The organism is Paenibacillus sp. 1SOY10 (assembly GCF_056836745.1).
The window spans coordinates 1,053,387-1,079,583 of sequence record NZ_JBXENK010000001.1; the positions used below are offsets into that span (position 1 = coordinate 1,053,387).

Below are 26,197 nucleotides of genomic sequence, written 5' to 3' on the forward strand. Positions count from 1 at the left end.
GGTTTCTCCCTTTTCGGAGCGAGAAAGGAGCTGGCTGATTGTCATGCTACGGCATTCCCGATATTTTGCCTATCTCTTGTTTGTCATGGCTGTCTTCATCAAGCTCGTGTTATTTCATGGTCAATTGAAGGCCCGTTATATTGACATGAGCTGGCTGGATGACCTTATTGCCATCGGCTCTATTATGCTGGCTTCATTCTGGACATTATGGCTCCCTGGCAAAGCCTTCAAATGGGGGCTGGGCAGTCTGAACGTGCTGCTCACCATACTCATCTTTGCCGATCTGGTCTATTACCGGTATTTTGCCGATTTTATTACCGTACCGGTTCTGATGCAGGCGGGACAAGTTGGAGCGTTAGGGGAAAGCATCGAGGAACTTATTCATCCTCGTGATTTATGGCTTATTGCCGACTGGGCCCTCTGGCTAGCTGCCGTCCTCTTCGCTCTGGTGTGGCGCAGACAGTTCCAGACGCCCTCTCACACCATTGGCAACCTTGGCCCCGTCTACCGAGCGGGCGCCAACTACAAGGGGAAGGGGCGTCGCGGACTGGGACGCCTATTCCCCGGCCTTGCCGCATTTATCCTGGGTTTCATGTTATCTGTAGGACCTATTCAATTCTACGCCCGTACCTGGGCCACCGAATTATTTGAGAACAATTGGTGGAATGTATCCCTCTACAATGTTACCGGTCTACTGGGCTTTCACTATTATGATGCCAGCCGTTACGTGCAGGAGCATTTTGGAGGGGCCAAGGCTGTAGATTCCGAGGAACAAGATGCCATTGAAAGTTGGTTCCAGGAAGCGAAGCAGCGCCAAGTAGAGCCAAATGAAACCTTCGGCGCTTATACAGGGAGCAACGTGGTTGTGATTCAGACAGAGGCCTTTATGAACTTTATGATTGGTCAGGAAATCGCGGGCCAGGAGATTACCCCGCACTTCAATGAATTAATGAAAGAGAGCCTATATTTCCCGAACTATTATCACCAGACGGGTCAGGGGAGAACCTCCGATGCGGACTTCTCCTCCAACAGCTCACTTCATCCATTACCTACCGGCTCGGTGGCAGTCCGTTACCCGGATCATCGCTTTGATATGCTGCCGCAAATCCTGAAGACACAGGCTGGTTATGCCACTTCTGCCTTCCATGCTTACGAAGGCAGCTTCTGGAATCGAAATCAAATGTATCCGAAAATGGGCTACGACCACTTTTACAGTAAGAAAGATTACGTAATGGATGAGCCACTAGGATGGTCGCTGGGTGATAAGTCTTTCTTCCGCCAATCATTAGATTTTATGACGCAAACCCCAGAGCCCTTCTACTCCTTCATGATTACGTTATCCAGCCACCATCCCTATTCACTGCCTGCCGAAGCACGAACGCTCGATACCGGGGAGTTCGAAGGAACCATCTTCGGCAATTACCTGCAGTCCATTCACTATATGGATGAGGCATTAGGTCAATTGGTAGCAGGCTTGAAGCAGGAAGGCTTATGGGATCATACCATTTTGTACGTTTACGGCGACCATGATAATTCCGTTACGGTGCAGAAAGATTATGAACGGTTTCTGGGCCGCAAGCTGAGTGCACTGGATATGCACCAGATCATGAATCAGGTCCCCCTGCTAATTCATCTGCCAGACAGCAAGCATGCCGGGGTCTATCCGGAACCAGCAGGACAGTTGGATATGCCCCCATCGCTACTGCATCTGCTGGGTATCTCTGCGGAGCCGTACTATTTTATGGGCAATAACTTGTTTAGCAGCGCGACGGATGAGCGTTTAGTGGTGCTGCGCACAGGGGCCTTAACAAACGGACAAGTCTACTATATTCCATCGGCTAGCCATTTGTTCGAAGACGGACAATGTTACGACCTGTCCAGCAGGGAGCGAACCGACATCGAACCCTGCCGCGTTCCACAGGAGGAAGCAATGAACCGCTTGGAAATATCTGATACAATGATTACCAACAACCTGCTCAATGCAATGGATATCGATAAATAAACAAATAAATCCCCCACTTCTTCTCAGGAGTGGGGGATTTGCTATTCAAGCATCTGTCTTGGGTTTCTTGACGAATGGAGCAGCCTTGGCCAGTACCTCGTCTTCCGTTGGGGCACTGACGTATCGGCCGTTAATATATACGAACGCTCTTTTGCCGCACGGACCGCAATAGGACTTGCAGCCGACTTTAATCTCGGCGTCCGGCGCGAGCTTTTGCAATTTCGGTATAAAAGTCTTCATTCGGATATGATTGCATTTGTCGCAAATCCGGATATCGTTAGCCATGCGTAGATCCCTTCTTTATATGGTTCAGCTAAAACTTAGTGGTCGCCATGATTTCCTTTAGACGGATTAGTAATGACGAATCCTTCCTCCGGAAAATACAAATAATCGATCTTTACTCCATCCAGCAGCGGATCGGTTCCTTCCACAATCACATCAATTTCCTTATCCGTCTTAATCACTTGAGCATCGCTCTCTGGCTTGGCCAAATCCAGACCATAATGAGCGTGGTCCCCATGGGAGTGTGTGATGAATACCTTCAGAGCAAACCCTTGGTTCTCTTCTTTCTCCAGTTCCTGCTTTATCACCTTCGCCGCATTGCGGGTAATTTTGACGTTCATGAGATCTCTCCTATCTTCAATTGGCTTACCTAACATTCCTAATTGTAAAGAAACAATGTCAAACAAGCAAGACCAAGGGGCAAATCCTGCTATACACCGGGGTATTTCCGTTCTGCACGGGTCACGAACCAGTTCATGAGCAGCATCGTTACGGCCATATCGTCAATAGGAATCATTGGCATGACATCAGGCAGAACCCAATAAGCCAGTGCCGGTACTGTCAACAGGAGTTTGTCGAACCAAGGCACCTTCCGGGACCCCAGCAAAGGCCATGTACGGCGAAAAATATGGGACCAATGACGAAACGACCAAATTCTTCTCCATTTCATGACACTTCCTCCTCGATGTGTTCAAGATACATTCTCGCCCTATTTCCCATCCGTCTAATAGCGTAGCGTATACGCTAAAATAACCAGCACGGCCAAATGCACCGGATAGAAGCTACGCCATACCCAGCGAGGGAGTCGCCAGTTCTCCAGCCTTCTCCAGACCTCCGGCCCGTAAGCAATCACCATCGTCGGGATAATGCTTGCTAGCTGGACGAGCCAACCGAAGGCGAACAAATAAACAATATTCAGCAGCATATGCATGAGCACCATGCTAGCCGCTCCCCCATATCTAAAGATTAACACGAGCAGCAGGCCATAAGCTCCATAGTCGAACGACACAACCTCCATCAGCAGGCAGGCGACAACAATGATAATACCGGAACCTACGCCATGCTTCACCTTCTCCAGCAAACGAAGGACGAGCGATGAAACTAACAGGGTAGCTACTACGTTCAGGCCAGTGGTGTTAAAGGCCAGTTGATAAGGAATTTGCGAGAGCAGGGCTATGACCGAGAGCCTCACCGCATACCTTCGGTAATTCGAAGTGTGCACATGACCTTGAACCAGCGCATAGGCATAGATGGGAAAGGCAATCCTCCCGATAATTCTCCATCCCATTTCCCCTGGAAAAAATATAAGTCCCACATGATCAATTAACATCGTCAGCATGGCAATCAGTTGCATGCCCCACTCTCCCTTCCCCTTAAAGAGGTGGTACAAAAAGTCTTCTTCCCAGAACAAAAGCTATTCATTTAAAGGCTTGGCCTTCCTTCTAAAAGAACCTTTGGCCGGGGCATTTCCCTCCAAAGGTTCTTCATGTTAGCCCACAGGACTGGACACCTGCCAAACGATCGGGGTCAATTCGATCTGCTCCCCTAGCCATTGACGTGCAATCTTGCTGAACATGTCCGCATCCCCGCTACAGAAAAATTGATGTACCGGGATGGCGTTCCCCCGGGCCAAGCCCTCCTTCTGGTGCAGCACAGTGCTGATCTCCCGGGCCGTCTCATCGGCTGAGCTAATCAACGTAACCTGCTCCCCCATCACCTGCTGAATCGAATTCTTCAGAAAGGGATAATGAGTACAGCCAAGAATCAGACAATCCATAGGATAATCCTGCAGTCCTTGCAGACTATTCTGTACGACAAACAAGGCCTCGTCGGTTTCATACAACCCCCGTTCCACTAGCGGTACGAGTTCGGGGCATGCCTGGCTAACGATCTCGATTTGGGGATTTAGCTCGCGTAAGGCCATAGTATAAGCTTCACTGCGAATCGTACCAACCGTACCGATAACCCCTACCTTACCACTCTTGGTAGTGCTGATCGCCGCCCTTGCCCCGGGATGTATAACGCCGATGACCGGAATATTCACTTTATCCTTAATGTAATCAAGCGCTGCCGCAGTAGCGGTATTGCAGGCAATGACAATCAGTTTAGGGTCAAATTGAATCAAATAATCAACGATTTGCTCGGTAAACAAGCGAACCTCTTCAGGGGACCTTGGACCATAAGGAGCTCGGGCCGTATCTCCGAAATAAATAATCTTCTCTCTGGGAAGCTGTCTCATCACTTCCTTGCAAACTGTGAGACCTCCCACTCCCGAGTCTAAGATGGCAATAGCTTGCTGCACGAACATACCGCTTCCTTTATCATCAAATTTTAATTGGAGTCTCTCTCGTTACTGTATGACCTGAAATCATAAAGCGTACCTAAATATTAACTTAATTTGAATCATCGGACAAGAAAGTCGTATCTCTTATGCCATGAGAAAGGACCCTGCTTCCAGGGTCCTCGTCAAGCAATGCCGTCTTGTCAGTAAGACTGGCTTATTTAGTGCCTTTGTCTTCTTCCGCAGTAACTGCAGCTTCAAGCGTAGCAGCTTCGGCATCCTTACCATCCGTCTCAGAGTCGACTACGCCCAGTACCACCGTCTTAACGTCTTTAACGGTTTCGACCGTGTCTTCTACAATCTCGGATACTTGCTCTACTTTTTCCTTAGTAACCTGGCGAATATCCGTAATGAGGTCTCCGGCTGTTTCTTTCACTTTATCCACCAGAATAGCACCTTGCTCCGTTACCTTCCCGGCAACCTCCTGGGTCTTCTCTCCAACCTGGCGAGCCCCGTCCGCGATGTCCTTACGCAGTGCCTTGCCTGGCTTCGGCGCAAACAGTAATGCTGTCACCGAACCAACGATCGTACCAATTGCTGCACCTAACAACCAACCTTTATTTCCTTTACTCATAGCTCATCTCTCCTTTTTAGCATCCCCCGTATCAGGGCGAATGCCCATATCTTAATGTATTATAAGCAACAACAATCCGACTGGTCACACATGGACAGACATTTTTATTTAGCCAACGGGCTATAAACGCCTTCCTGTTCCAAATACGTTAATACCTTTGTTGAGAAAGTCTCCAGCACCGCCGGTAAATCCTGCGCCCATTCGGCAGGCTCTTGCTGGCTCAGGAAATATTCCTGTACTAGTGGCTTCCGAAGCCGCACCAGCTTAACCAAGATAGCATGCATGTTACTGTCGATGACCTTCTCGTCCAGCATGATGTCCACGATATCCTCGTAACTGCTTGCATCACGCATAATGAAGCCATCAATGAGGTAACTGCCTACATCCGTTACGATCTCCACAGCTAGATGTAACGCACGCTCCGCGGCATACCGATCAATGAGGGGACGTTCTCTCCGGGACGACTGACTAAGTACTTGAAGCAATTCCGGAATAATTTCGAGTCTTCGTTCGATTTGTTCCCGATTCACATAATACACAGCAATTACCTCCTGAAAACGGTGAGGTTTGTCCCTCTATGCCAATGTCCCTTACATGTATAATACGCCAATTTATCAAAAGTGAATCTTAAAATTCAAAATCCACCGCAACTTGGCTCTCACGAACTTCATTCATGTGCTCAATAACCTTCTTGTGTTCGGGATGAACCTGATATCCCTCAAGATCCTCCAGGGAATCAAAGGTAGCAATCAAAGCGATGTCATAAGAACGCGCAGAGCGTATGACATCGGTTCCCACCTCAAGGCTCCGCAATTGCTCTACCTTGCCTTCCAGCCCCCGCAGCACCTGGACCGTCCGCTCAATGCTTGGCGGAGCAGCATCCTTCAGTTTAAACAATACGATATGTTTGATCATGTCATCAGCTCCTCTATGCTTTGATTCGTCACTTGCTTCCAGCATAACATAACGAATAGCCCCAGAAAAGCGGACCCACCCGAACTCTATGAATCTAGCAACATAAGATATAATGTCTTCTGCAATAGGAGGGTCGAGTAAGCAGGTCCTTCCTTCCAGAGATAATGATCTAGGGAAGGGGGTGTACCTTATGAGTGTTCTGCGCTTTCTGCTCAATGGTCCGCTGCGCAGGCGCATCCGGTTGCTACAGGCCAAGCTTGAGCTGTTAACAAGTCGTATAGAGCAACTGGAGCAGGCCTTTGCAGCCGCCTCTTTTCCCGATGCCGGCACCGTGGAACGCATGAATGCAACTGCCGGCCAATGCATCACCGTGGAGACCCGGGAGCATAGCCTACATGGCATCCTGGTCAACATGCATCAGGATTCTCTGGAATTGATGGATGAACAAGGCCAGCATGTCGTTGTGCCCGCAGCAAGAATCTTGCTCATCCGGCAGTAAGCTTTCAGACAAATCTCCCCCATAAAGAACAACGGGGGCACGGAAAGAAATAGCCGTGTTGGGACAACTCCCTGACACGGCTATTTCTCCTTCCTGATACATTCATTCTCTTAGGTGCGCTGACTCATCCAGCAAATAACGGGGAGGCAAGTAATATGGCCGTAATAAAAACAAGTTGAATTCCTAGGCGAACCGACAATTTCGGTACAGGTCTGCCGCCGATGGTCATCTTGTTACGGGCTGCATAGATATTGGCAGGAAGCATGGCAATAAGAAGCAAGACAAGGCACACCGAAGCAATAAGTGAGAGCGCAGGCACCAGAATGCCCAAAGCTCCAGCAATTTCCAAAATTCCGGTAACCGTCACAATCCATTCCTTTTGCGGAAAAGCAGGTGGCACCATGCTTACCAGATCAGGCCGCCGCTTTCCCCAGTGAGCAGATGCACTCAATAGCAGCATCGTGACTACTGCCCATTGCAGGGATGTATGCCAATCATTCAAATCATTCAAGCCCAGAAAACCAACCATCCGAAATAGCAAAAAGGATACGATAAGCGAAATAAAAGGAACCATGTTGAACCCTCCTCAAACGAAAATTATTGCTTTTTCAGGATTCCGGCCATAAAGTCCGATACACCTTTCGCTGACAGAGACTTTGGTGATGTGGTCAAGGATGCCCGTACACGCAGACCCAATGACAGTAGAACGAACAACTCTGCCGTTTCATCAGGGTTCACGGTTTCTTTAATCACCCCGTACTTTTGACCCGTAATAATCCACTGCCTGGAGACAGATACAGATCGCTCGTGAAAATGCTCAAGCACCTTTGCTACCTCCGGTTCATTCTCCTTGCCCAGCATATATAGAAGAACCTTATTGGTGACCTCATGACTGTCTTCCAACCCCGCAATACTGTTAGAGATGGCCAGCATAGGCCCATCGAACGTTTTATTAAGGCTGTTGGCTACTTCTTCTTCAAAATGTTCATTAACAGCTTCAAGACGCTCCTCCAGCACCCAGGCAAAGATCTCATCCTTGCTCTTTACATAGTGGAATATCGCACCTTTTGATAAACGCGATTGCTCCATAATATCCTTTAAAGTGATAGCATGGCAGCTTTTGTCGCGCAGCAACTCCTTGGTTGCATTTAATAGTTGCCGGATGGTATTCTTCCGGCGATCTGCGTTCTTCATAGCTATCCCCCTTTTCCCAAGCTTTGCATGTAAGTTATTTTAATTATATAAACCGACCATCGGTTTGTAAAGTGGATAAAACTAATCAAGCATTTCGGGAATCCGATGCTTAAGACAGCAAAAAAGAACGGTATCACTACCGTTCTTCCTGGATGGACCCTCAGGGACTCGAACCCTGGACAAATAGATTAAGAGTCTACTGCTCTACCAACTGAGCTAAGAGTCCGTACTTTGGTGGAGCCTAGGGGGATCGAACCCCTGACCTCATCGCTGCCAGCGATGCGCTCTCCCAGCTGAGCTAAGGCCCCGTTAGACGACTATTATAGTATATAAAAATGTGAATGGCCTGTCAACCATAAAATAAACGTTAAAAAAGTCATAAAGCTCCGCTATGCATAAGCCTTATAATCACTAAGGACCAAGAAGGATCCTTGGTAATAATCAGGAGGACTAAACGAATGCAAAAGTATAAATTTCTTGAGTTGCAAAAGCCTGCTGAATACGGGCTGGAGGCCCTCGAGGTTGGCGTTACCTCAAGCTGTAATTTTAAATGCGATTATTGCTGTGCATACGAAAGAAATGACGGTAACAGTATCAGCGGTAAAGAAGTGACCCGTCTGTTAGAGGAAATCGGTACCATTCGCCGGGTCCGCCTTTCCGGTGGAGAGGTTACTTTGAAATTCCAGGATTGCCTGGAAATCGTCAACTACTGTTCAGCCCATGGCATTGAGACGCAGTTAAACTCCAACGCCAGTCTGCTGAACCCTACCCGTATTGATCAGTTGGAGGCAGCCGGACTCACTACGCTACATATTTCGTTCAATTTCACCGATGCTGCCAACTTCTCCCGCTATTACGGTATGCCGGAATCGGTGTATCACAAAATTAGAGAGAATATTGCTTACTCAGCGGCCAGTTCAATTGATACGGTTCTGGAAACGCTGCTGTTCGAGGAAACCGAACATCATTTGCGTGAAATTGGAGACCACGTCTATCAGCTTGGTGTCCGTACGCATGAAATCCAGAACAGCATCCGGATGGAACATACGGGATGGAAAGCCATTGCTGCCCGTGACCAACTCAAACGAGCCGTGCAAGAGCTGATCGACGCCAAACGGGAGGATGGCATCATCTACTTCACTTGTATGGATCGCTTTGCGGCAGAGCTTCGGTTCGCCGACCAGCCAGGCATTCATTTCTCCCATTGTATCGAGGGCAAGAAGCAACTGCATCTGCACGGTAATGGCGACATTTTGATCTCCGAACTTTGCTACCCGGTGATCATCGGCAATATTTATCAGGGGACCTCGCTGAAGGATATTTTCAACAATATACCGACAGCCTTGAAGCATTTCCTCGATACCGAACCTTGTCCGGCGCTGGATGCTTTATTCCCTCAAGGCAGCCAGGCAAGATAAACGATTCTTCAAACGCAAGAAAGGCCCTGCTTCGGCAGGGCCTTTCTGATCGTCATTTCAATAATTTACAGTACGAACGCTTTGGAGATAATAACCAACAAGATAAACAATACAAGGATTGTCCCCGTTGAAGTCCAAAAACCACCAACGCCGCCGCAACCGATATTGCCTACGCCATTTTCATATCCCGACATCGTTTTCCCTCCTTCTAACGATTATAGAACATCATATTAAGAGCGGTTACCGAAAGACACGGCATATTCGCGGAGAAGACAAAAAATAGCCCGTTATCCCCACCAGTCCCCAGGTAAGCTGTACCTATTGCCTAATCAACCGTGCATGGCCCTGCATATAATACAGCAAGTCAATATTTAAAAGCAGGTGGTGCTCTTGGGAGGAAAAAAGAGACGCCAATATAAAAGGCGCATAAACAATGACATCTCTTCGGACGATCTGGCTATCATCGGCGCCGGTTTCACTGTTCTTGGAGACATATTTGATTTGCTTTCCCTGATGAAGCTGAGAGAAGAAACAGCGGAGAACGGCAAGGCCACTCCCGGAGAAGAAGCCGAAGAAACGTTGATCGATGAATTTTTGCTTTTACGAAACAAGAAGTAACCTCATATAACAAAAAGGCGCGGAAGCGAACCTTCGCGCCTTTTTCCATCAGCGCGAGAGCTTGGCCACCTTCAGCCTCCACTTGCGCCACTTTACATAGATCAGCGTGGACACTAATACCCCAACGCCAATAAAGAAATAAATCATGTATTTCTCCACCCAATGGATGGCAACCTGCCATTGTTCACCGAATATGTAACCGATACCGACGAACAAACTGACCCAAAGAGCCGCGCCCACACTGGCATATAGAGCAAAGGTTCGGAACGGAACACGAATCATGCCTACGAAATAACCAAAGAATTGTCTTACCCCAGGGATGAAGAAGCTGATCAACAGCATCTTATTTCCATATTTCTCATAGACCTTCCGCGTACGCTGCAAATAGGCGGGCCTTAGGAAAATCCATTTGCCATAGCGTTCAGCGAGCGGAGCCCCAACCCGGTAACCGATAAAGTAAGTAGCCGTCACACCGATAAAGGAGCCTGCATATGCGGCGAGTAAGGCCCACGGCAGGCTGAGAATCCTTTCGTAAGCCAAATAGCCCGTATAAGTTAATGTCGTTTGCCCCGGAGGCAACGGCAAAGCAATAAAGTCGACAGGCAGTCCAAGCAACAGAACAAGATAGCCGTATTGCTCAAACATCCGCTCGATCCAGTCCAGCACGTTCATGACTCAATCTCCTTTGATCATTCCAGGCACATCTAATGAATACTCAACTTTTTGAACACGCACTATTAGTATATACGAGTTTGGCAAAACTTAAATAGACCTTAGGCGGGGAAATGACCCCTTCTGATCATACGCAAGAGGCCGGGTAAGGAGATCGAATCTCCTTGCCCGGCCTGGCATGTATAATTCCCGTATTTTTAAGTTTAATAAAGCGTAGGCTCAGCCAAATCTCCCGGATATATAATCATCCGTACGTTTCTCCGAAGGATTGGTAAATATTTTGCTTGTCTCATCGAACTCTACCACTTCTCCCATCAAGAAGAACGCCGTCTTCTCTGATACCCGAGCAGCTTGATGCATATTGTGCGTAACGATGATAATACAATATTCCTGCTTGAGATCGGCAATCAGCTCTTCGATTTTTGCACTGGATACCGGGTCAAGGGCAGATGCAGGTTCATCCATCAGAATGATACTTGGATTAACGGCAATCGATCTGGCAATGCACAAGCGCTGCTGCTGTCCACCAGATAAAGCCAACGCAGACTTATGCAATCGGTCTTTGGTTTCTTCCCAAAGCGCCGCCTTCGTCAAGGCCTCCTCGACGATCTGATCCAAATCCTTCTTGTTACGGATACCGTGATAACGAGGACCAAACGCAATATTCTCGTAAATCGACTTGTGAAACGGATTTGGGCGTTGCCAGACCATGCCAATCTTTTGGCGTAGCAGTACAACATCCGTTTTAGGGTCCAGGATATTATCCTCCCCAATCCAGACCTCACCCGTAATACGCGCACCGCTGATTAAATCGTTCATTCGGTTCAGGCTTCGCAAGAAGGTCGATTTACCGCACCCGGATGGTCCAATCAATGCCGTGACCTGACGGGTAGCGAAATCAAGCGATATATTCTTAACGGCTTGCTTATCGCCGTAAAATACACTTAAGTCTTTTGTGGCCAATCCGATATTTTGCACTGCTTCGTCCTCCTATTTCGTAGCCGTAAATTTCTTGAACATCATGCGTCCAAGCCAGCGTGCCAGCAAGTTGAACAGCAGTACAGTGATGATCAGAACGGCCGAAGCGCCAGCAGCGATTTCCGGAGCATCCGGAGCCAGCCCCTCAGAATTGATCTTCCAAATATGCACGGCCAGCGTCTCTGCCGGACGGAACGGATTAAGCGGAGACGTCGGGCTGAACGGGTTCCAGTTCCCGAAGTCAAGCCTTGGGCTACTCATACCCGCTGTGAACAACAGGGCGGCGGCTTCGCCGAATACACGGCCGGCTGCCAGAATCGTTCCTGTCAAGATAATCGGCATAGCAATTGGAAGCATAATTGAATTGATCGTCTTCCACTTCGAGAGGCCTAGCGCCAGACTTGCTTCTTTCTGGGCCTGCGGCACACTGGCCATCCCCTGTTCGGTTATCCGGACCATCAGCGGCAAATTAAATACGGTCAATGCCAAGGCACCTGAGAACAGGGAGAAGCCAAATCCAAATAAATTGACGATAACGAGCAAACCGAACAAGCCCACGACAATAGATGGGAAGGAGGACAACACCTCGACGATTAATCGAATAAAGTCCGTTACTCTGCCCGGCTTGGCGTATTCGCTCATATAAATTCCTGCACCCAGTCCCAGCGGAATGGTGATGATGAGCGTAAGCACTAATAGGAATAGGGAGTTGAATAACTGCGGACCAATCCCCCCACCGGCCTTAATGGTTTGTGGCGGAGAAGTCAGGAAATCAAAGCTGATATGACCCAGTCCCCGGTACAGGATAAATCCCAGTAAACCTGCCATAATGAGCACAATTACGCTGGCTAACAGGACGATGACGGTCGTTGCGATTTTGTCTACTACTCTTGGACTCATGACTTCGCTCTCCTTTCAAGCCAACGGACGACAAAGACAAAGACAAATGTCATCATCATCAGAATCAACGCCAGTGTCCAGAGCACATTATTAGGCGTAGTGCCCATGACTGTGTTCCCCATACTCAGCGTAATGACACTGGTCAGCGTAGAAGTTGATTCGAAGAGTGAGCTAGGAATATGCGGAGCGTTACCGATAACCATCTGCACGGCAAGAGCTTCGCCGAAGGCGCGAGCCATCCCAAGCACAACGCCAGTCATCAACGCCGGCAAGGTTGTAGGAATAACTGTACGAGATAAGGTTTGCCAACGGGTGGCTCCCAAAGCGTAAGAGCCTTCTTTCAAACCGGGAGGCAATGCGGCAAGCGCATCCGTCGCGATCGATGTAATGGTCGGCAGAATCATGATTGATAATACAGTTGCCCCTGCCATGATACCCAAGCCTTGTCCCGGGAAGATATCCCGGTAAAAAGGAACGATCACGCTGAGGCCAACAAAGCCGTAAACAACCGAAGGAATACCTGCTAACAGTTCAATTACCGGTTGCAGATACTTCTTACCAAATTTAGGCATGATTTCAACCATGAACAAGGCTGCGCAAATGCCTAGCGGAGCAGCAATCAAGGCTGCAAGCAAGGAAGTGCTAAAGGAACCGATGATAAACGGTAACGCCCCATAAATCGGCGGCACTCCTTCCGGCTTCCAATTCGCGCTCCCAAATATTTCACCAAATGCGATCCCGTCTTGAAAAAAGGTGCTTAATCCTTTGGTTGCGACAAAATAAACCATCGAGAAGATTGTCACAACCAGAAACACGATGCACAATGAAGCGTATATTTTACCGGTCCATTCCTCTATGATATGCGGCTGTACTTTTTTTCTTCCGCCGGACTGAGCCATGAAACCTCTCCCTTTGCAGCAGCACAGAAAGAGGCAGAATGGTCCGCCTCTTATCCTGCTAATATGATGTTTGTCGCGTAATCTTATTTCGTAATGTTGCCGTCAACATCACGTTTAACTTGCATTTTGCTTGCCGGAATGTAGCCAAGTTCTACTACATCGTTATCTTGTACTTCAGGAGAGATCATGAAGTCCAGGAATGCCTTAGCCACTTCGTTTGGCTCGCCCTTCGTGTACATATGTTGGTAAGCCCATACTGGATAGCTACCGTTGGTTACATTTTCTTCGTTGGCTTCTACGCCTTCGTATTTGACAACCTTAACGCTATCGTCCAGGTAGGACAAGGCAAGGTATCCAATGGCTCCCGGTGTTTCGCCAACGAGCTTCTTAACTGTGCCGGAAGAATCCTCTTGGATCGAACCTGGAAGGTCGTCTGTTTTTGTACCCAAAGCGTATTTCTCAAATGTAGCGCGAGTACCGGAGCTAGAAGGACGGTTGATGATTTGGATCGCTTGATCCGGGCCACCAACTTCTTTCCAGTTCGTTACTTTACCCGTGAAGATTTGTACCAATTGATCTTTGGTCAGGTCGTCAACCGTGATGTCTGGGTTGATAACAGCAGCCATAGCTACAACGGCAACTTGATGGTCAACCAGCTCAGCCGCAGCAGCTTCATCCAGCTTCTCTTCAGCAAATACGTCGGAGTTACCGATATCAGCTTGTCCGCCAGATACTTGCGTCAGGCCAGTACCGCTACCGCCGCCTTGAACTTGTATAGAAACGTTAGGGTTTGCATCCATAAATTTCTTTGAAGCTTCATCTACCAATGGTTGAAGGGCCGAAGAGCCTACTGCCAGAAGAGATCCAGACAAATCTGATGTTTTCTGTTCTTCACCGCCTGCATTGTTTGGTGCAGCTTCATTCGTGGATCCGCCGTTTGATCCGGAAGTGTTGTTTGGCGCTGCAGTGTTTTGACCACATGCGGCCAGTGTCAAGCTCAGTACCAAAGTCAAAACCAAAAGCATACTCTTTTTCATTGTCTTAGGTATCCCCCTTATTTGTTTTACAACTTGATTATAGGGATCAAAGATCAATCCCGTGTTTTCGTTTTGTAAACTTTGTGTAAAATGATAAACAGTTTTATATCATGTAACTTTCGCATTAACGCAAAAAAATAAACACTCCTTCGCATTTTCGCGAGAAGTGTTTACATTTTGTTTCTATAACTGTGGACAGATATGCTGTACTAATTATCGGTCTCCGTGTTTTTGGACAATAGCCCCTTAAGTTCCTTCATAAACATATTAATGTCTTTAAACTGCCGATATACTGAAGCAAAGCGGACATAAGCCACCTCATCCACAGGATATAGCTGTTCCATAACAAATTCACCAATCTCCCGGCTCTCCACTTCAGCATTAGCAGAATGCATCGAGCGCTCCACCTCGGATACTATGGACTCTAACTGCTCTACCGATACAGGACGCTTCTCACAAGCACGGATTAACCCACGCAACATCTTCTCCCTGCTGAATTCCTCACGACTGCCATCCTTCTTGATGACGATCAAGGGCATCTCCTCGACCATTTCAAAGGTAGTAAAGCGGCGGCTGCATTTCTCACATTCCCGACGGCGGCGAATGGAACGGTTCTCATTTGCGGGTCTTGAATCAAGAACCTTCGTGCCAAAATAGTCGCAATACGGACATCTCAAGCTAGCCTTCCTCCTTTCAAAATGCAATGCTCACACCTATTATAAAATAATACCAATAAATTACTGCACAATTTCGTAATGAAGTCGATAGTCCAGGCACATAATACTGTTACCAACCGCAAGGAGGTGAACAATCGTGGCCCAAAACAATAACTCTTCGAACAATCTGGTGGTTAAACAAGCTTCTGGAGCGTTGGATCAAATGAAATATGAAATCGCTCAGGAACTTGGCATCTCCTTCCCACAAGACGGATATGCCGGCAACCTGACTTCTTACGAAAACGGTTCGATCGGTGGTTACATTACGAAACGTCTGGTAACTATCGCCGAACAACAACTGGCAGGTCAATACAAATAATGCCGGTATGAAAAGAGCATCGATAGCGATCATTCGCTGTTGATGCTTTTTTCTTATGAATGAGGTCTTTAGAAATCATCGTAGATATCTGAATACTGCTTGTAATAATGAGTCACCCGCTGCACATAGTGCCGCGTCTCACCAAACGGAATATCCTTTGACGTCTCCAGCCGGCCATCCCATCTTCCGCTCTTCAACCAGTTCTTCACATTGGTGGGTCCCGCATTGTAAGCTGCGATCATAGCAATCTGATTGCCTTCAAACTGGTCAGACAGCGATTTCAAGTACCAACTGCCTATAGCTATGTTCGTCTCTGTCTCATTGCGGATTTCCTCCAGTGAGGCTTCCGGGAGCTTGGCCATTTCAATGACCCAGTTCGCCGTATCCGGCATGATTTGCATAATACCCAGCGCACCCTTCCGCGACTCGGCTCCCGGCTTATAGTTGCTCTCCACCTTGATGATGGCCGCCACAATAAAAGGGTCAAGCTCATTCACCTGGGCATGTTGGCGAATTTCGCTCTTATAATAGATCGGGTAAAACAACGACAACCACGTAGAATTAAAGAACAGCAGAACAGTAAACCCAAGAAACAATAAAAGCAGCACCCTTTTCTTGCGAAGCCAACTCATATTTGAACCTTGTCCCGCCAAAAACGCTCAATCTGCTGCTCTGTTTGTGCCAATCCTTGACTATTATCAATCAAAATATGCGCCCTCTCCTTCTTCAATTCGATATCCATCTGGGCGTTCAATCGTTGCTCGGCTTGCCATTCCGTCAGCCCATCTCTAGACATTAATCGAGACTTCTGCACTTCTCTGGGTGCATATACCACCATAATTTCTTTATATAAGGACTCGAGCCCCGATTCGTACAGCAGCGGAATATCGGCAACCACCAGTTGTCTGGGATCGGCAGCTTCGCATTGTGCTATCCGCCTTTTCATCTCGGCCCGGATGGCAGGATGGGTCAAATTCTCCAAAGCTTTCCGTTCCTCAGGCTGTGAGAAAATAATCTCCCCCAACTTCTTCCGGTTGAGTGTACCGTCCTGTTGCAGTATGGCTTGTCCGAACCATTCAGCCACAGCAGCCAGCACCGGATGTCCCGGCTCCATCACTTCTCTGGCGATGATATCAGCATCAATGATTACCGCGCCCCGCTGGGCCAGCATTCGGGATACCGTGCTTTTGCCGGTAGCAATTCCTCCGGTCAATCCAATATTCATCCCGGATTACACCTCACACATTGGATTAGCTTGTCAGAGAAGCGAGGGTCTGGCATGCCGGACAATAATGAGTTCCCCGGCCTCCAACCACCGATTTCTCCACCGGGTGACCACAGCGCCGACATTCCTCTCCCTTTCGTCCATAAATTTGCAGGGAATGCTGGAACATCCCCATCTCCCCTTGTCCATTGACATAGGACTTGATGGACGAGCCACCAGCCGCCACCGCTTCTTCCAGAGTGGACACGATAGCCGCATGGAGAGCCCCCAATTCCTCAGAGGAGAGCGCACTGGCTGGCCGCTCGGGATGGATTTTCGCCCGAAACAAGGCTTCATCTACATAAATATTACCCAAACCAACAATATATTCTTGATTGAGTAGTGCAGGCTTGATCTTGGTGTTACGCCGGGAGATAACCTGGCAAAAGGCTTCTAAAGTAAAGTCTCCGTCTAGCGGCTCCAGGCCAAGCTTGGACAAGGGCTTCTCCTTCAGCTCTTCTCCGCCTGCAAAAAGATGCATGGTTCCAAATTGGCGGACATCCTTATAGCGAAGCTGAGTCCCATCCGTGAAGGTGAAGATAACATGGGTATGTTTCTCCACCTGTTCATCGGCCGGATACACGCCATAACGGCCCTCCATCCGTAGATGGGAGACAAGCACCACGCCATCCATAATAATGCGTAGGAACTTGCCTCTCCGTCCAATCTCCGTGATGGTATGGCCGGTCAACTCGGTTTCGAAGCGCCGGATATCATCCGGACGCTGTATAATTCGCGGCAGCAATACCTGCACGGCTTCAATGGTTTTGCCAACCACTAACTGGGTCAGCGTTCTTCTGACTGTCTCGACTTCCGGCAATTCCGGCATGGTTTGACACCTCTAATACTGTAATATTATTGAAAGGGAACTTACTTGGCTTCGTACCAATTCAAGCCACAAGATACCTCGGCTTTGAGCGGAACGGACAATGGCAAGGCTTTCTCCATCGTTTCCGGTACAAGCTGCTTCATTAAATCCAGTTCCTCCGGTGGCACTTCAAATACCAATTCATCATGCACCTGAAGTAGCATACGGCTCTTCAGGTTATGCTTGCGCATCGTCTCATCCATACGTACCATGGCCAGCTTGATGATATCAGCCGCACTCCCCTGAATCGGGGTGTTCATTGCCGTACGTTCCGCGAAAGAACGCAGGTTAAAATTGGAGGCGTTAATCTCTGGCAAATAACGGCGGCGCTCCAGCAATGTTTTGACGTATCCATCCCGTTTGGCTTCCTTCACGATCTCGTCCATATAACGACGAACGCCCTGGAAAGCATCAAAATACTGATCAATAAAGCGTGCGGCTTCCTTCCGGGTAATTTTCAAATTCTGCGATAACCCATAATCGCTAATACCATACACGATCCCGAAGTTAACTGCCTTGGCGGAGCGGCGCATGTTGCTGTCCACCTCATCCGGGCCTACCCCAAAGACGTCCATGGCTGTCTTCGTATGAATATCCATATCATGCAAGAACGCTTCTCTTAAGCCCTCATCCCCTGAAATATGGGCCAGCACCCGCAATTCAATTTGTGAATAGTCAGCCGCCAGAATGGACCAGCCTGACTCAGACGGAACAAATACCTTGCGAATTTTACGGCCTTCTTCCAGACGAATCGGAATGTTCTGTAGGTTAGGGAATTGGCTACTCAGGCGGCCCGTCGCGGCAATCGTCTGACGGAAATAGGTATGCACCTTGCCCGTCTTCGTCGAGATTTCCTTCAATAACCCCTCCACATAAGTAGACTGGAGCTTGGCCAATTGGCGATATTCCAAAATAAATTGAACGATCTCATGATAAGGAGCAAGTTTGTCCAGCACCTCGGCATCGGTCGAATACCCCGTTTTGGTCTTCTTGACCACTGGCAGACCTAACTTATCAAACAGGATTTCACCCAACTGCTTGGTCGAATTGATGTTGAATTCGAGTCCAGCAATGTCATAGATCCGGGCTACCAGTTTGCCAATCTGTGCTTCAAATTCAACGCCAAGCTCTTTGAGAGCTTCCCGGTTGACAGCCACGCCTTGCTTCTCCATATCGGCTAATATCCGGGATAACGGCATTTCCATTTCATAGAATAACCGGTGCATCTCATTCTTCTCAAGCTCTTCTCGTTGAAGCGGCAAGATTCGCAGCAGCGCATCCCCTTTGCGGGCTAAATGCCTGCTGAGTTCTTCCGTATCCGGCAACTTGAATTTTGCTCCCTTGCCATAGACCTCATCATCGGCAGGCACCGTGGGCAAGCGGTATTTGGTAGCCAAACCATTAATCGTCTGGTCGTTCTCCGTCGGATCAAGCAGATAAGCAGCAAGTTGGATATCATGCTCAGCGCCGCCGAAGGCAATACCTTGCCAGAACAATACAAGATCGGCCCGGTGTAGATCATACCCACGTTTGGGAATTTCGTCGTCCGCCAGCCAGGTCAGCACTTCCTTAGCTTCCTCAAGCTTAAGCACGTCAACTGACAAGAAGTATTGTTGATCCGCAGTAGACAATACAATCCCCATTAACTCAGCGTGATGTGGATTCTCTCCATGAGATTCTACAATCATCCCCTCAACGTTCGGCAGGTTAACAATAAGCTCCGATAGGTTAGCTTCGTCTACCATGATTACGGAAATATCCGCCAGTTCCTGTGCCGTACCCTCCATCTCTCCCGCACCGGCTGCAAAGGACAGCCGATCCATCAGGGACTTGAATTCCAGCTTGCGTAACAAAGGAACCGCCTTCTCTTCGGTAATCCCGGCAAATATCATATCGTCCCACGAACGTTCAACGGGAACCTCACGGAAGATCGTCGCAAGTTCCTTGCTCAGGCGTGCGTCTTCAGCATGATTAACCAGATTTTCCTTCATCTTGCCCTTAAGTTCGTCCAGATGGGACAGCACTTCCTCAACGGAGCCATATTGATGCAGCAGCTTAAGTGCTGTCTTCTCTCCAATACCAGGTACGCCAGGAATATTATCCGAAGTATCTCCCATCAAGCCCTTCAGGTCAATGATCTGCAGCGGCTTAAGTTGGTAACGATCTTCAATTTCCTTAGGACCGTAAGGTTCGATTTCACTAACCCCCTTACGGGTCAGGGCTACCTTGACCTTGTCACTCACCACTTGCAGCATATCCTTATCCCCGGTGACAACCAGTACATCATATCCGGCTTCTTCGCCCTGCTTGCTCAGCGTCCCGATAATATCGTCGGCCTCATAACCGGCTAATTCAAACCAGGAAATCCCGAAGCTCTCCAGCAGTTCGCGCAGCATGGGAAATTGCTCTGCCAATTCGGGCGGAGTCTTGTCCCGTCCACCTTTATAATCCTGATACGACTCATGTCGAAACGTTGCCTTGCCCGCATCAAAAGCAACAAGGATATGCGTAGGCTGCTCCTCTTGAATAAGCCGCAGCAGCATGTTGGTAAATCCATATACGGCATTCGTATGCATTCCGCTTGAATTGGTCAGCGGCGGCATCGCAAAGAACGCCCGATAAATGATGCTGTTGCCATCTATAAGTATCAATTTTTCCATACGACACCTCGTCCACAAATTTGTACCTTGTCTTATGATAACACAAAGCCCCCTGTCAAAAACACCGGATGCGCTTCAACACAAAAAACGACCGCCGCTTGCAGTTTTGCAAGCGGCGGCCGTTATGTAGCCCAAGTGGTAACTATTGGTTCAAGTCAGGACGATGTCCGGTTACCAGGTAAACGGCACACTCTCCAATATTGGTCGCATGATCGGCGATTCGTTCAATATAACGACCTACTAAAGTAAGCAACATCGCCTGCTGCAAGGAATCCTTGTTGCTCGACATGAACGAATACAACTCATGAATCATCTGGCTATACAAATGATCCACCTCATCGTCGTCCTTCGCCATCTTATAAGCCAAATCGGTATTTTCATCCAGATAAGATTGTAAGGATTCGCGCAACATCAGAATAACCAATTCGGTCATCTTGGGAATATCAATCAGCGGCTTGATCAAGGTTTCGCCTTGCAAGCGCGTGGTGACCTTGGCGATATCAATGGCCAAATCGCCCATACGCTCCAAATCACTGGAGATTTTGAACGCCACGATAATTCGGCGCAAATCCTTGGCTACAGGTTGCTGCGTCACAATCAGACGTGAACCGATATCCATGACTTGCTCCTCCAACCGATTCAGTTCAACATCACGGGCCGCAATTTCCTTGGCCTTGGTCGAATCCAGTGTTTGTAAAGCCTCAATGGCCCCCGTCAAAGCTTCCTCGACATGCGTCCCCATTTGTCTGAGCAAAAGGCGAAGTTCCTCCAGATTATCATCAAATTCCTTACGTTGAATCATACAACAGCAACCTCCTCGTTATCCGAAACGACCGGAAATGTAATCTTCAGTGCGTGAATCCCGCGGCGTAGAGAACAGCCTTTGCGTATGATCGGCCTCCACGATCTCCCCATTAAGGAAGAAAACGGTCCGTCCCGAAATACGAGCCGCCTGATGCATGTTATGCGTAACCATGACGATCGTATAACTATCTTTTAATTGCTGCACCAATTCTTCAATTTTCAAGGTGGAGATCGGGTCCAGCGCTGAAGTTGCTTCATCCATCAATAAAATATCCGGCTGCACCGCAATAGCGCGTGCGATGCAAAGGCGTTGTTGCTGTCCGCCCGACAAGCTAAGTGCCGAACGTTTCAGAAAATCCTTCACCTCGTCCCACAATACTGCCTGACGAAGACTTTTCTCCACAAGCTCATCCAGGACCTTCTTATTCTTAATACCATGCAAGCGAGGACCATAGGCCACATTATCATAGATGGACTTCGGAAAAGGATTCGGCTGTTGAAAGACCATGCCAACGCGCTTGCGCAACGATTCCACTTGTACTTCCTCGCCATAGATATCCGAACCGGCAATTTCCACAGATCCATCGATCTGCGTGCCTGGAATCATATCGTTCATCCGGTTCAAAGTACGCAGGAGTGTAGACTTCCCGCAGCCGGAGGGGCCGATAAATGCCGTAATTTCTCTCTCCGGAATATCCAAAAAAACATCCTTTAACGCATGAAATTGCCCGTAATACAAATTCAGCTTCTTAATCTGGATAATGTTGCTCATCTCAGTTCTCCTTCACAAATAAGCATCCTTGCCGTCCTTCAGTTCTCGAGGCGCATGAAGTGACATGGAGAGCGCTAACAAACTTCAAGCACGGTACCCGCCATTCCAAGCGAACCCGTGCCAGCGCTTCAGCTATAAGAGGTTGTTTAAAAAGTAGTCTTCCCAGAACGTAGCTGTTCGAGGAGTAAACTCGGCATCGAATCTTGAATTCAGCCGGGCCTTCCGTTGCTCACGTAGATCTGACTACGCTCCGCTACTCAGTCCCTGGCTTCATCCAACCTTCTCGGTCCTGTAAACCCGACTTTTTGAACTAGCACTTTAAAATTAGTATGCTCCAAAACAGCCATAGAAAGAAGAAATATAATATTTATTTTAGCCCACTTGTGTAAAACAAAATGAGTGAAATTGTAAACTGCATGTAAAATATCATTCCGTTTGTTCCAACAGTTGCAATTCATGTAACACCGTCTTCGTGCGCTTCGCGGCTTCCTCTGAGGACTGGCACATTTCCTGTCCTCTCGACTCTACGGCCCGGGCCGATCCAACCAGCGCTTCGAAGGTTGCATCCGCACGCCCGACGCGTTGATGACTTTGCTCCATCTCTCCCGCCGTGGAAGAGGCCGTCCCCGCCGTTTCCTGAATTAATTTTTCAACAACATCCAAGGTCGTACCGATATCCTCCGAGAAATTCTTGGTTTGAAGCGACAGCTTGCGAACTTCCGAAGCTACCACCGCAAAACCCCTCCCATGCTCTCCGGCATGAGCTGCCTCGATGGAAGCATTCATCGCCAGCATCCCGCTTTGATCGGCAAGTCCATGGATTCGTGATGCTACAGAAGATATTTCCTTCATGCGCTCCAGCAATTGCCCCATTTGCGTCTCCTGGTATCGGGTCATCTCCAGCACACGGGCAAAGGATGCCTTCACCGCTTCAAGCTCGGCTCTGCCCTCCGCCGACAAGCCATTCATTCTTCCCGATTCGTCTAGACTCCGCTGGGCCGACTCGGACACTTGAACAATAGACTGTTCAATCTCCACGACGCGCTCACGGCTCTCCCGAACGGTCATACGACGTGATTCATCCGCTTCGCGCTGTAGTTCTCGGGATAATAACATTAAATCCTGGACCGTCATAATTCCGTAGAACCGCCCTTGGTCCACAATAATCAAGCAGTCATAGAATCGCAGGCCCTCCCGATTCAATGCCGCATCCAGCAAGTCTCCAGCAGGTGTGTCCAATTCGCATACCAACGGATTACGTACCGCGAAATGCTCGGAAGAACGATCATAAAATAAATCGGCGGCAAATCTTCCCGCCAGATTGCGGAAGAATTGATCCCGCATCAACAGGCCCACAGGATTGTAATGATCATCACAAGTGACAATACACGGTAAATCGTGATCTTTCTTGAACAACTGCAGCACACTTCGGCAAGAATCCTCCGGCGCAATCACCGGTACATCGCGGCAGAAAGCCCGTACGTCGATATTAGAACCCCCGGATTGAAATATCGCCGCATCGGCAATAGTCCCCTGTAACACGCCGCTGTCCCCATTCCACGGCGAGGTCTCATTGTCTTCCTCTACAGAACGTTCCAGCAACGCCATGGCCTGACTATCCAATTCTGACCACTCCCCCATATCTATACGTTAGCCTACATATTAGAATCATAGTGGGGAAATATTCGGGTAATGTTTTCGGTGCTTTAGTCCTATGTAAAATGAACTGTTTATTCACGCGCCGGTTCCAAATAAAAAAAGCGTCCATCATCAATTGCTAAATGATGGGCGCTTTTTTCTTGTTAACAACCAGCTTATAGCCGACACCGCGAATAGAATCAATGTGTACCGACTGCGGATCAAGCTCCAGCTTCTTCCGCAACGAACTGACATGCACATCAACGGTCCGCTGTCCGCCGATATAGTCAAATCCCCATACAGCATTCATTAAATCGTCCCGAGTCATGACTACTCCTGGCTTCCGGGCCAGATATAATAACACTTCAAATTCCTTCGGTCTTAGCGTAATGCCTTCACCATTTAGAGTGACCTCATATTTCTCTGGAAAAATAGTCAAGGCTCCGAGTGCAATCTGCGAGTTCTCTTGACTGACCGGCTTCTCCCGTTCTTCCTGTCCATTGGAGCGACGAAGCACCGCAGCTACCCGGGCCAACAGTTCAGCAACGCCAAACGGCTTGGTAATATAATCGTCCGCACCGGACTTGAGTCCCTGTACAACCTCTTCCTCGGCATTTTTGGCCGTCAGAATAATGACCGGTGTACTTACTCCCTCACTTCTCAGCTTGGACATAATTTCAAAACCATTCATGCCCGGCAGCATCAAATCGAGCAAGATCAAATCAAACTCCTGATGCAATGCAGTCTCATAGCCCGATTGTCCATGATCCTCTACGACAACTTCATAACCTTCACCCGTCAAATTGTACGATAAAAGTCTGGATAACGTCGGTTCATCTTCTATAACCAGTAAACGCTGTGTCATAGTACCCCCCATTTGTTTGCGGTACAAGTTCATATTTATGAACCAATATCACTTGATGACAAGCTCAGCATATCACGGCATTGTTAACCCGGTGTAAAATTTTTTAAAAATCATTTTACACATGTTTGTACGTATCCCAAAGTTTGTCTGAAGACCTATTCATGATCATCATCTAAAGTATGCATCAAGGGGAGTTCTAATTCAAATGTCGTTCCCTCTCCCACTTTGCTGTCCACCCGGATGGTTCCCCGATGCAGCTCTACCAGATGCTTGACAATCGATAAACCAAGCCCTGTCCCGCCTGACCCTCTCGATCTTGCCTTATCCACCCGGTAAAATCGTTCAAATATCCTTGGCAAATCCTTCTTAGGAATGCCAATGCCTGTATCGCTGACGACAAAGCGTACCTTCTCCTCGTCCCCATCACTTATAATTCCCGCTTGCACCTGTATTTTGCCACCCTCCAGCGAGTAACTAATCGCATTGGACAACAGATTCATGAAGATTTGACGCAGCCTGTCCTCGTCCCCTTCAATGAACAAATGCTCTGGCACATCATGAGACATGCTGATCAGCTTCTTCTTGGCCGCAGGTAACAGCACCTCATACACGCTGTCAAACAATTCCTTAAGCTGCACCGGGGCATACTCCAGTGGCGTTCGCTTGGATTCAATCTTGGAGAGATCGAGGATATCCCCGATTAGCCGATTAAGCCGATCTCCCTCATCATAAATAATTTGCAGGAACGAACGGGCCGTCTCCTCATCCTTGACCCCACCAGCCAGCAAAGTCTCTGCAAAGCCCTTAACCGCCGCAATCGGTGTCTTAAGTTCGTGGGAAACATTGGCAACGAATTCGCTACGCATCCGTTCCAGCTTGCGAATCTCCGTGACATCCTGAAGCAGGAATAGCATCCCCCGGTAGTCGCCATTATCCTCGAACATCGGCACACTGTCGAACAGCAATATTTTCTCCTCAGGATCATATACGGCACGTTCCTCTTGAACCGCTTCCTTGTGTCCAATCCCATCCTCCATGAATTTAGTGAATTCATAGTTGCGCTTGATTTCTTGATAAGGCTTCCCCAGGAGCTGACGACCGCGCATATGCAAGATCCGCTCCGCTTCCCGGTTAATCAAGGCAATCTTGCCCGATTCATCGAGCATCAAGATTCCTCCGGTCATGTTAGCCAGCACGCTCTGCATCAAGCCCTCATTATCCCTAATACGTTTGAGCTGTTGCTGCAAACTGTCGGCCATGCCGTTAATGACTAGTCCAAGCTGGCCGATCTCATCATTGCGGTTAAGCTTGACCCGAGCATCATAATCAAATTTGGAGATGCGGTGAGCTACACGGGTAATTTGCTCAAGGGGCCTGGTCAGGCCAGCCGCCACCCGGTAGCTGACCAGCCCCGCAATCAGGAACAGTACCAGCAGGCCGCCTGACATCCAGACCCAACCCTTGGCTAGTCCTTGCTCGACCGCAGCCAGGCTCATGGAGAGCCGGATATATCCGTCAAAGCCCTGGTCTGAGGTTACCCGGCCAGCCACATACAACATGTTCTCCCCGATGGTGTCGCTATAACGGATAGCGCTACCGATCACTCCATCCTTGGCCGACTCTACCTCTTGGCGGTGTGCATGGTTATCCATCCGCTCGGAATCCACCCCGGAATCTCCTAACACCGTGCCTTCGAGGGTTATGAACGTCACCCGGGAGTCCGTCAATTCCTCTAGCTTGGTAGCCTGCTCTTCATAATAGAAGTACGCGTCCGGGTTCCCTTGTACCGGGACGAATGCAAACGTCGCCTCCAGCAAATTAATCTCACGGGCCATGTTCTCTTCCAGTGCCTGTATATGCGAATCCTTAAACATCTGGGCCATGATAATGCCGGCCGCCAGCATGGATACGCCCAATAGTCCCATCAAAATCAGGGTAAGCCGCGTACGAAAAGTCTTCATC

At 48.6% G+C, this 26,197-nt stretch carries 31 protein-coding genes and 2 tRNA genes; 5 read left to right on the forward strand and 28 right to left on the reverse strand.

All coding sequences use genetic code 11. The features are described from left to right. Positions 1–43: 43 nt before the first annotated feature. Positions 44–2,002 carry an LTA synthase family protein gene (locus AC1VOR_RS04825; protein WP_482616114.1) on the forward strand — a complete coding sequence of 653 codons (1,959 nt, stop codon included), beginning with the start codon at positions 44–46 and terminating at the stop codon, positions 2,000–2,002. Between the two features lie 45 nt (positions 2,003–2,047). Here the strand turns inward: AC1VOR_RS04825 and AC1VOR_RS04830 are convergent, their stop codons facing one another. From AC1VOR_RS04830 to AC1VOR_RS04865, 8 genes are all read right to left on the reverse strand, one after another. Next, positions 2,048–2,287, reverse strand: a complete 240-nt coding sequence (locus tag AC1VOR_RS04830) for a YuzB family protein (protein ID WP_059054272.1) — start codon at positions 2,285–2,287, stop codon at positions 2,048–2,050. A gap of 35 nt (positions 2,288–2,322) precedes the next feature. Further along, positions 2,323–2,625, reverse strand: a complete 303-nt coding sequence (locus tag AC1VOR_RS04835; protein WP_059054274.1) for a hypothetical protein — start codon at positions 2,623–2,625, stop codon at positions 2,323–2,325. A gap of 89 nt (positions 2,626–2,714) precedes the next feature. Beyond that, on the reverse strand, positions 2,715–2,954 hold the full coding sequence (locus tag AC1VOR_RS04840) for a hypothetical protein (protein ID WP_059054275.1): 240 nt from the start codon (positions 2,952–2,954) through the stop codon (positions 2,715–2,717). 54 nt (positions 2,955–3,008) lie between these two features. Continuing rightward, a complete protein-coding gene (locus tag AC1VOR_RS04845; RefSeq protein ID WP_482616115.1) occupies positions 3,009–3,638 on the reverse strand; it encodes a TraX family protein in 630 nt (209 codons plus the stop codon). Between the two features lie 135 nt (positions 3,639–3,773). Beyond that, entirely contained in the window at positions 3,774–4,592 is an 819-nt protein-coding gene (gene racE, locus AC1VOR_RS04850) for a glutamate racemase (protein ID WP_482616116.1), read from the reverse strand. Between the two features lie 190 nt (positions 4,593–4,782). Continuing rightward, positions 4,783–5,199: a YtxH domain-containing protein gene (locus AC1VOR_RS04855; RefSeq protein WP_482616117.1), complete on the reverse strand. Its 417-nt coding sequence runs from the start codon at positions 5,197–5,199 to the stop codon at positions 4,783–4,785. Positions 5,200–5,303: 104 nt separating this feature from the next. Then, a complete protein-coding gene (locus AC1VOR_RS04860; RefSeq protein ID WP_482616119.1) occupies positions 5,304–5,738 on the reverse strand; it encodes a DUF86 domain-containing protein in 435 nt (144 codons plus the stop codon). Between the two features lie 88 nt (positions 5,739–5,826). After that, positions 5,827–6,114 (reverse strand): Dabb family protein, encoded by a 288-nt coding sequence (locus AC1VOR_RS04865; protein WP_482616122.1) that lies wholly within the window; start codon positions 6,112–6,114, stop codon positions 5,827–5,829. Between the two features lie 190 nt (positions 6,115–6,304). Here AC1VOR_RS04865 and AC1VOR_RS04870 point away from each other — a divergent pair, with 190 nt between their 5' ends. Beyond that, positions 6,305–6,613: a hypothetical protein gene (locus tag AC1VOR_RS04870; protein ID WP_482616123.1), complete on the forward strand. Its 309-nt coding sequence runs from the start codon at positions 6,305–6,307 to the stop codon at positions 6,611–6,613. A 124-nt stretch (positions 6,614–6,737) separates the two neighbouring features. Here AC1VOR_RS04870 and AC1VOR_RS04875 read toward each other — a convergent pair whose 3' ends face one another. The 4 genes from AC1VOR_RS04875 to AC1VOR_RS04890 all read right to left on the reverse strand — a co-directional run bounded on the left by AC1VOR_RS04875 (position 6,738) and on the right by AC1VOR_RS04890 (position 8,115). Next, complete coding sequence (locus AC1VOR_RS04875; protein ID WP_482616125.1) at positions 6,738–7,187, reverse strand: DoxX family protein; 450 nt, start codon at positions 7,185–7,187, stop codon at positions 6,738–6,740. A gap of 23 nt (positions 7,188–7,210) precedes the next feature. Beyond that, a complete protein-coding gene (locus AC1VOR_RS04880) occupies positions 7,211–7,807 on the reverse strand; it encodes a TetR/AcrR family transcriptional regulator (protein WP_482616127.1) in 597 nt (198 codons plus the stop codon). A 153-nt stretch (positions 7,808–7,960) separates the two neighbouring features. After that, a tRNA-Lys gene (locus AC1VOR_RS04885) sits at positions 7,961–8,033 on the reverse strand. A gap of 6 nt (positions 8,034–8,039) precedes the next feature. Next, positions 8,040–8,115: transfer RNA gene (locus AC1VOR_RS04890), tRNA-Ala, on the reverse strand. Between the two features lie 150 nt (positions 8,116–8,265). On the opposite strand from AC1VOR_RS04890, the gene AC1VOR_RS04895 reads away from it, so the two are divergent. Then, positions 8,266–9,225, forward strand: a complete 960-nt coding sequence (locus AC1VOR_RS04895; protein WP_482616130.1) for a radical SAM protein — start codon at positions 8,266–8,268, stop codon at positions 9,223–9,225. A 65-nt stretch (positions 9,226–9,290) separates the two neighbouring features. Here the strand turns inward: AC1VOR_RS04895 and AC1VOR_RS04900 are convergent, their stop codons facing one another. Beyond that, complete coding sequence (locus AC1VOR_RS04900) at positions 9,291–9,419, reverse strand: YjcZ family sporulation protein (protein WP_222860898.1); 129 nt, start codon at positions 9,417–9,419, stop codon at positions 9,291–9,293. Positions 9,420–9,609: 190 nt separating this feature from the next. Between AC1VOR_RS04900 and AC1VOR_RS04905 the strand changes: the two genes are divergently transcribed. After that, entirely contained in the window at positions 9,610–9,843 is a 234-nt protein-coding gene (locus AC1VOR_RS04905) for a hypothetical protein (protein ID WP_232436934.1), read from the forward strand. A gap of 48 nt (positions 9,844–9,891) precedes the next feature. Here AC1VOR_RS04905 and AC1VOR_RS04910 read toward each other — a convergent pair whose 3' ends face one another. The 6 genes from AC1VOR_RS04910 to nrdR form a co-directional block, all read right to left on the reverse strand. Continuing rightward, positions 9,892–10,515 carry a DedA family protein gene (locus AC1VOR_RS04910; protein WP_482616133.1) on the reverse strand — a complete coding sequence of 208 codons (624 nt, stop codon included), beginning with the start codon at positions 10,513–10,515 and terminating at the stop codon, positions 9,892–9,894. A 219-nt stretch (positions 10,516–10,734) separates the two neighbouring features. Further along, positions 10,735–11,493 (reverse strand): phosphate ABC transporter ATP-binding protein PstB, encoded by a 759-nt coding sequence (gene pstB / locus AC1VOR_RS04915; protein WP_482616135.1) that lies wholly within the window; start codon positions 11,491–11,493, stop codon positions 10,735–10,737. 12 nt (positions 11,494–11,505) lie between these two features. Next, the gene (pstA, locus tag AC1VOR_RS04920) at positions 11,506–12,393 is read right to left on the reverse strand and encodes a phosphate ABC transporter permease PstA (protein WP_482616137.1); all 888 of its coding nucleotides are present in this window, start codon (positions 12,391–12,393) and stop codon (positions 11,506–11,508) included. Next, positions 12,390–13,292 carry a phosphate ABC transporter permease subunit PstC gene (pstC, locus tag AC1VOR_RS04925; protein WP_482616138.1) on the reverse strand — a complete coding sequence of 301 codons (903 nt, stop codon included), beginning with the start codon at positions 13,290–13,292 and terminating at the stop codon, positions 12,390–12,392. The genes pstA and pstC overlap by 4 nt, the downstream gene beginning before the upstream one ends. Positions 13,293–13,375: 83 nt before the next feature. Next, the gene (locus AC1VOR_RS04930) at positions 13,376–14,329 is read right to left on the reverse strand and encodes a phosphate ABC transporter substrate-binding protein (protein WP_482616140.1); all 954 of its coding nucleotides are present in this window, start codon (positions 14,327–14,329) and stop codon (positions 13,376–13,378) included. 209 nt (positions 14,330–14,538) lie between these two features. Next, a complete protein-coding gene (gene nrdR, locus AC1VOR_RS04935; RefSeq protein ID WP_059054306.1) occupies positions 14,539–15,006 on the reverse strand; it encodes a transcriptional regulator NrdR in 468 nt (155 codons plus the stop codon). A 136-nt stretch (positions 15,007–15,142) separates the two neighbouring features. Here nrdR and AC1VOR_RS04940 point away from each other — a divergent pair, with 136 nt between their 5' ends. Next, positions 15,143–15,364, forward strand: a complete 222-nt coding sequence (locus AC1VOR_RS04940; protein ID WP_018750433.1) for an alpha/beta-type small acid-soluble spore protein — start codon at positions 15,143–15,145, stop codon at positions 15,362–15,364. A gap of 68 nt (positions 15,365–15,432) precedes the next feature. Here AC1VOR_RS04940 and AC1VOR_RS04945 read toward each other — a convergent pair whose 3' ends face one another. From AC1VOR_RS04945 to pnpS, 9 genes are all read right to left on the reverse strand, one after another. Then, the gene (locus AC1VOR_RS04945; protein WP_482616142.1) at positions 15,433–15,996 is read right to left on the reverse strand and encodes a lytic transglycosylase domain-containing protein; all 564 of its coding nucleotides are present in this window, start codon (positions 15,994–15,996) and stop codon (positions 15,433–15,435) included. Continuing rightward, positions 15,993–16,589, reverse strand: a complete 597-nt coding sequence (coaE, locus tag AC1VOR_RS04950; RefSeq protein ID WP_482616144.1) for a dephospho-CoA kinase — start codon at positions 16,587–16,589, stop codon at positions 15,993–15,995. Before coaE ends, AC1VOR_RS04945 begins: the two co-directional genes overlap by 4 nt. A 25-nt stretch (positions 16,590–16,614) precedes the next feature. Continuing rightward, positions 16,615–17,457 (reverse strand): DNA-formamidopyrimidine glycosylase, encoded by an 843-nt coding sequence (gene mutM, locus AC1VOR_RS04955; protein ID WP_482616145.1) that lies wholly within the window; start codon positions 17,455–17,457, stop codon positions 16,615–16,617. A gap of 41 nt (positions 17,458–17,498) precedes the next feature. Beyond that, the gene (gene polA / locus AC1VOR_RS04960; RefSeq protein WP_482616146.1) at positions 17,499–20,156 is read right to left on the reverse strand and encodes a DNA polymerase I; all 2,658 of its coding nucleotides are present in this window, start codon (positions 20,154–20,156) and stop codon (positions 17,499–17,501) included. Positions 20,157–20,298: 142 nt separating this feature from the next. After that, entirely contained in the window at positions 20,299–20,958 is a 660-nt protein-coding gene (gene phoU / locus AC1VOR_RS04965; RefSeq protein ID WP_482616148.1) for a phosphate signaling complex protein PhoU, read from the reverse strand. A gap of 18 nt (positions 20,959–20,976) precedes the next feature. Next, positions 20,977–21,732 (reverse strand): phosphate ABC transporter ATP-binding protein PstB, encoded by a 756-nt coding sequence (gene pstB, locus AC1VOR_RS04970; protein ID WP_482616149.1) that lies wholly within the window; start codon positions 21,730–21,732, stop codon positions 20,977–20,979. 426 nt (positions 21,733–22,158) lie between these two features. Next, complete coding sequence (locus tag AC1VOR_RS04975; protein ID WP_482616151.1) at positions 22,159–23,355, reverse strand: methyl-accepting chemotaxis protein; 1,197 nt, start codon at positions 23,353–23,355, stop codon at positions 22,159–22,161. Positions 23,356–23,509: 154 nt separating this feature from the next. Next, a complete protein-coding gene (locus AC1VOR_RS04980) occupies positions 23,510–24,235 on the reverse strand; it encodes a response regulator transcription factor (RefSeq protein WP_482616152.1) in 726 nt (241 codons plus the stop codon). A gap of 155 nt (positions 24,236–24,390) precedes the next feature. Then, the gene (pnpS, locus tag AC1VOR_RS04985; protein WP_482616154.1) at positions 24,391–26,196 is read right to left on the reverse strand and encodes a two-component system histidine kinase PnpS; all 1,806 of its coding nucleotides are present in this window, start codon (positions 26,194–26,196) and stop codon (positions 24,391–24,393) included. Between the last annotated feature and the right edge of the window lies 1 nt (position 26,197).

What these genes read in the sequence shown, in the direction of transcription:
- AC1VOR_RS04825 (WP_482616114.1), top strand. Translation starts at nt 44, where the DNA reads ATGCTACGGCATTCCCGATATTTTGCCTATCTCTTGTTTGTCATGGCT.
- AC1VOR_RS04830 (WP_059054272.1), bottom strand. Translation starts at nt 2,287, where the DNA reads ATGGCTAACGATATCCGGATTTGCGACAAATGCAATCATATCCGAATG.
- AC1VOR_RS04835 (WP_059054274.1), bottom strand. Translation starts at nt 2,625, where the DNA reads ATGAACGTCAAAATTACCCGCAATGCGGCGAAGGTGATAAAGCAGGAA.
- AC1VOR_RS04840 (WP_059054275.1), bottom strand. Translation starts at nt 2,954, where the DNA reads ATGAAATGGAGAAGAATTTGGTCGTTTCGTCATTGGTCCCATATTTTT.
- AC1VOR_RS04845 (WP_482616115.1), bottom strand. Translation starts at nt 3,638, where the DNA reads ATGCAACTGATTGCCATGCTGACGATGTTAATTGATCATGTGGGACTT.
- racE (WP_482616116.1), bottom strand. Translation starts at nt 4,592, where the DNA reads ATGTTCGTGCAGCAAGCTATTGCCATCTTAGACTCGGGAGTGGGAGGT.
- AC1VOR_RS04855 (WP_482616117.1), bottom strand. Translation starts at nt 5,199, where the DNA reads ATGAGTAAAGGAAATAAAGGTTGGTTGTTAGGTGCAGCAATTGGTACG.
- AC1VOR_RS04865 (WP_482616122.1), bottom strand. Translation starts at nt 6,114, where the DNA reads ATGATCAAACATATCGTATTGTTTAAACTGAAGGATGCTGCTCCGCCA.
- AC1VOR_RS04870 (WP_482616123.1), top strand. Translation starts at nt 6,305, where the DNA reads ATGAGTGTTCTGCGCTTTCTGCTCAATGGTCCGCTGCGCAGGCGCATC.
- AC1VOR_RS04875 (WP_482616125.1), bottom strand. Translation starts at nt 7,187, where the DNA reads ATGGTTCCTTTTATTTCGCTTATCGTATCCTTTTTGCTATTTCGGATG.
- AC1VOR_RS04880 (WP_482616127.1), bottom strand. Translation starts at nt 7,807, where the DNA reads ATGAAGAACGCAGATCGCCGGAAGAATACCATCCGGCAACTATTAAAT.
- AC1VOR_RS04895 (WP_482616130.1), top strand. Translation starts at nt 8,266, where the DNA reads ATGCAAAAGTATAAATTTCTTGAGTTGCAAAAGCCTGCTGAATACGGG.
- AC1VOR_RS04900 (WP_222860898.1), bottom strand. Translation starts at nt 9,419, where the DNA reads ATGTCGGGATATGAAAATGGCGTAGGCAATATCGGTTGCGGCGGCGTT.
- AC1VOR_RS04910 (WP_482616133.1), bottom strand. Translation starts at nt 10,515, where the DNA reads ATGAACGTGCTGGACTGGATCGAGCGGATGTTTGAGCAATACGGCTAT.
- pstA (WP_482616137.1), bottom strand. Translation starts at nt 12,393, where the DNA reads ATGAGTCCAAGAGTAGTAGACAAAATCGCAACGACCGTCATCGTCCTG.
- pstC (WP_482616138.1), bottom strand. Translation starts at nt 13,292, where the DNA reads ATGGCTCAGTCCGGCGGAAGAAAAAAAGTACAGCCGCATATCATAGAG.
- AC1VOR_RS04930 (WP_482616140.1), bottom strand. Translation starts at nt 14,329, where the DNA reads ATGAAAAAGAGTATGCTTTTGGTTTTGACTTTGGTACTGAGCTTGACA.
- AC1VOR_RS04945 (WP_482616142.1), bottom strand. Translation starts at nt 15,996, where the DNA reads ATGAGTTGGCTTCGCAAGAAAAGGGTGCTGCTTTTATTGTTTCTTGGG.
- coaE (WP_482616144.1), bottom strand. Translation starts at nt 16,589, where the DNA reads ATGAATATTGGATTGACCGGAGGAATTGCTACCGGCAAAAGCACGGTA.
- mutM (WP_482616145.1), bottom strand. Translation starts at nt 17,457, where the DNA reads ATGCCGGAATTGCCGGAAGTCGAGACAGTCAGAAGAACGCTGACCCAG.
- polA (WP_482616146.1), bottom strand. Translation starts at nt 20,156, where the DNA reads ATGGAAAAATTGATACTTATAGATGGCAACAGCATCATTTATCGGGCG.
- phoU (WP_482616148.1), bottom strand. Translation starts at nt 20,958, where the DNA reads ATGATTCAACGTAAGGAATTTGATGATAATCTGGAGGAACTTCGCCTT.
- pstB (WP_482616149.1), bottom strand. Translation starts at nt 21,732, where the DNA reads ATGAGCAACATTATCCAGATTAAGAAGCTGAATTTGTATTACGGGCAA.
- AC1VOR_RS04980 (WP_482616152.1), bottom strand. Translation starts at nt 24,235, where the DNA reads ATGACACAGCGTTTACTGGTTATAGAAGATGAACCGACGTTATCCAGA.
- pnpS (WP_482616154.1), bottom strand. Translation starts at nt 26,196, where the DNA reads ATGAAGACTTTTCGTACGCGGCTTACCCTGATTTTGATGGGACTATTG.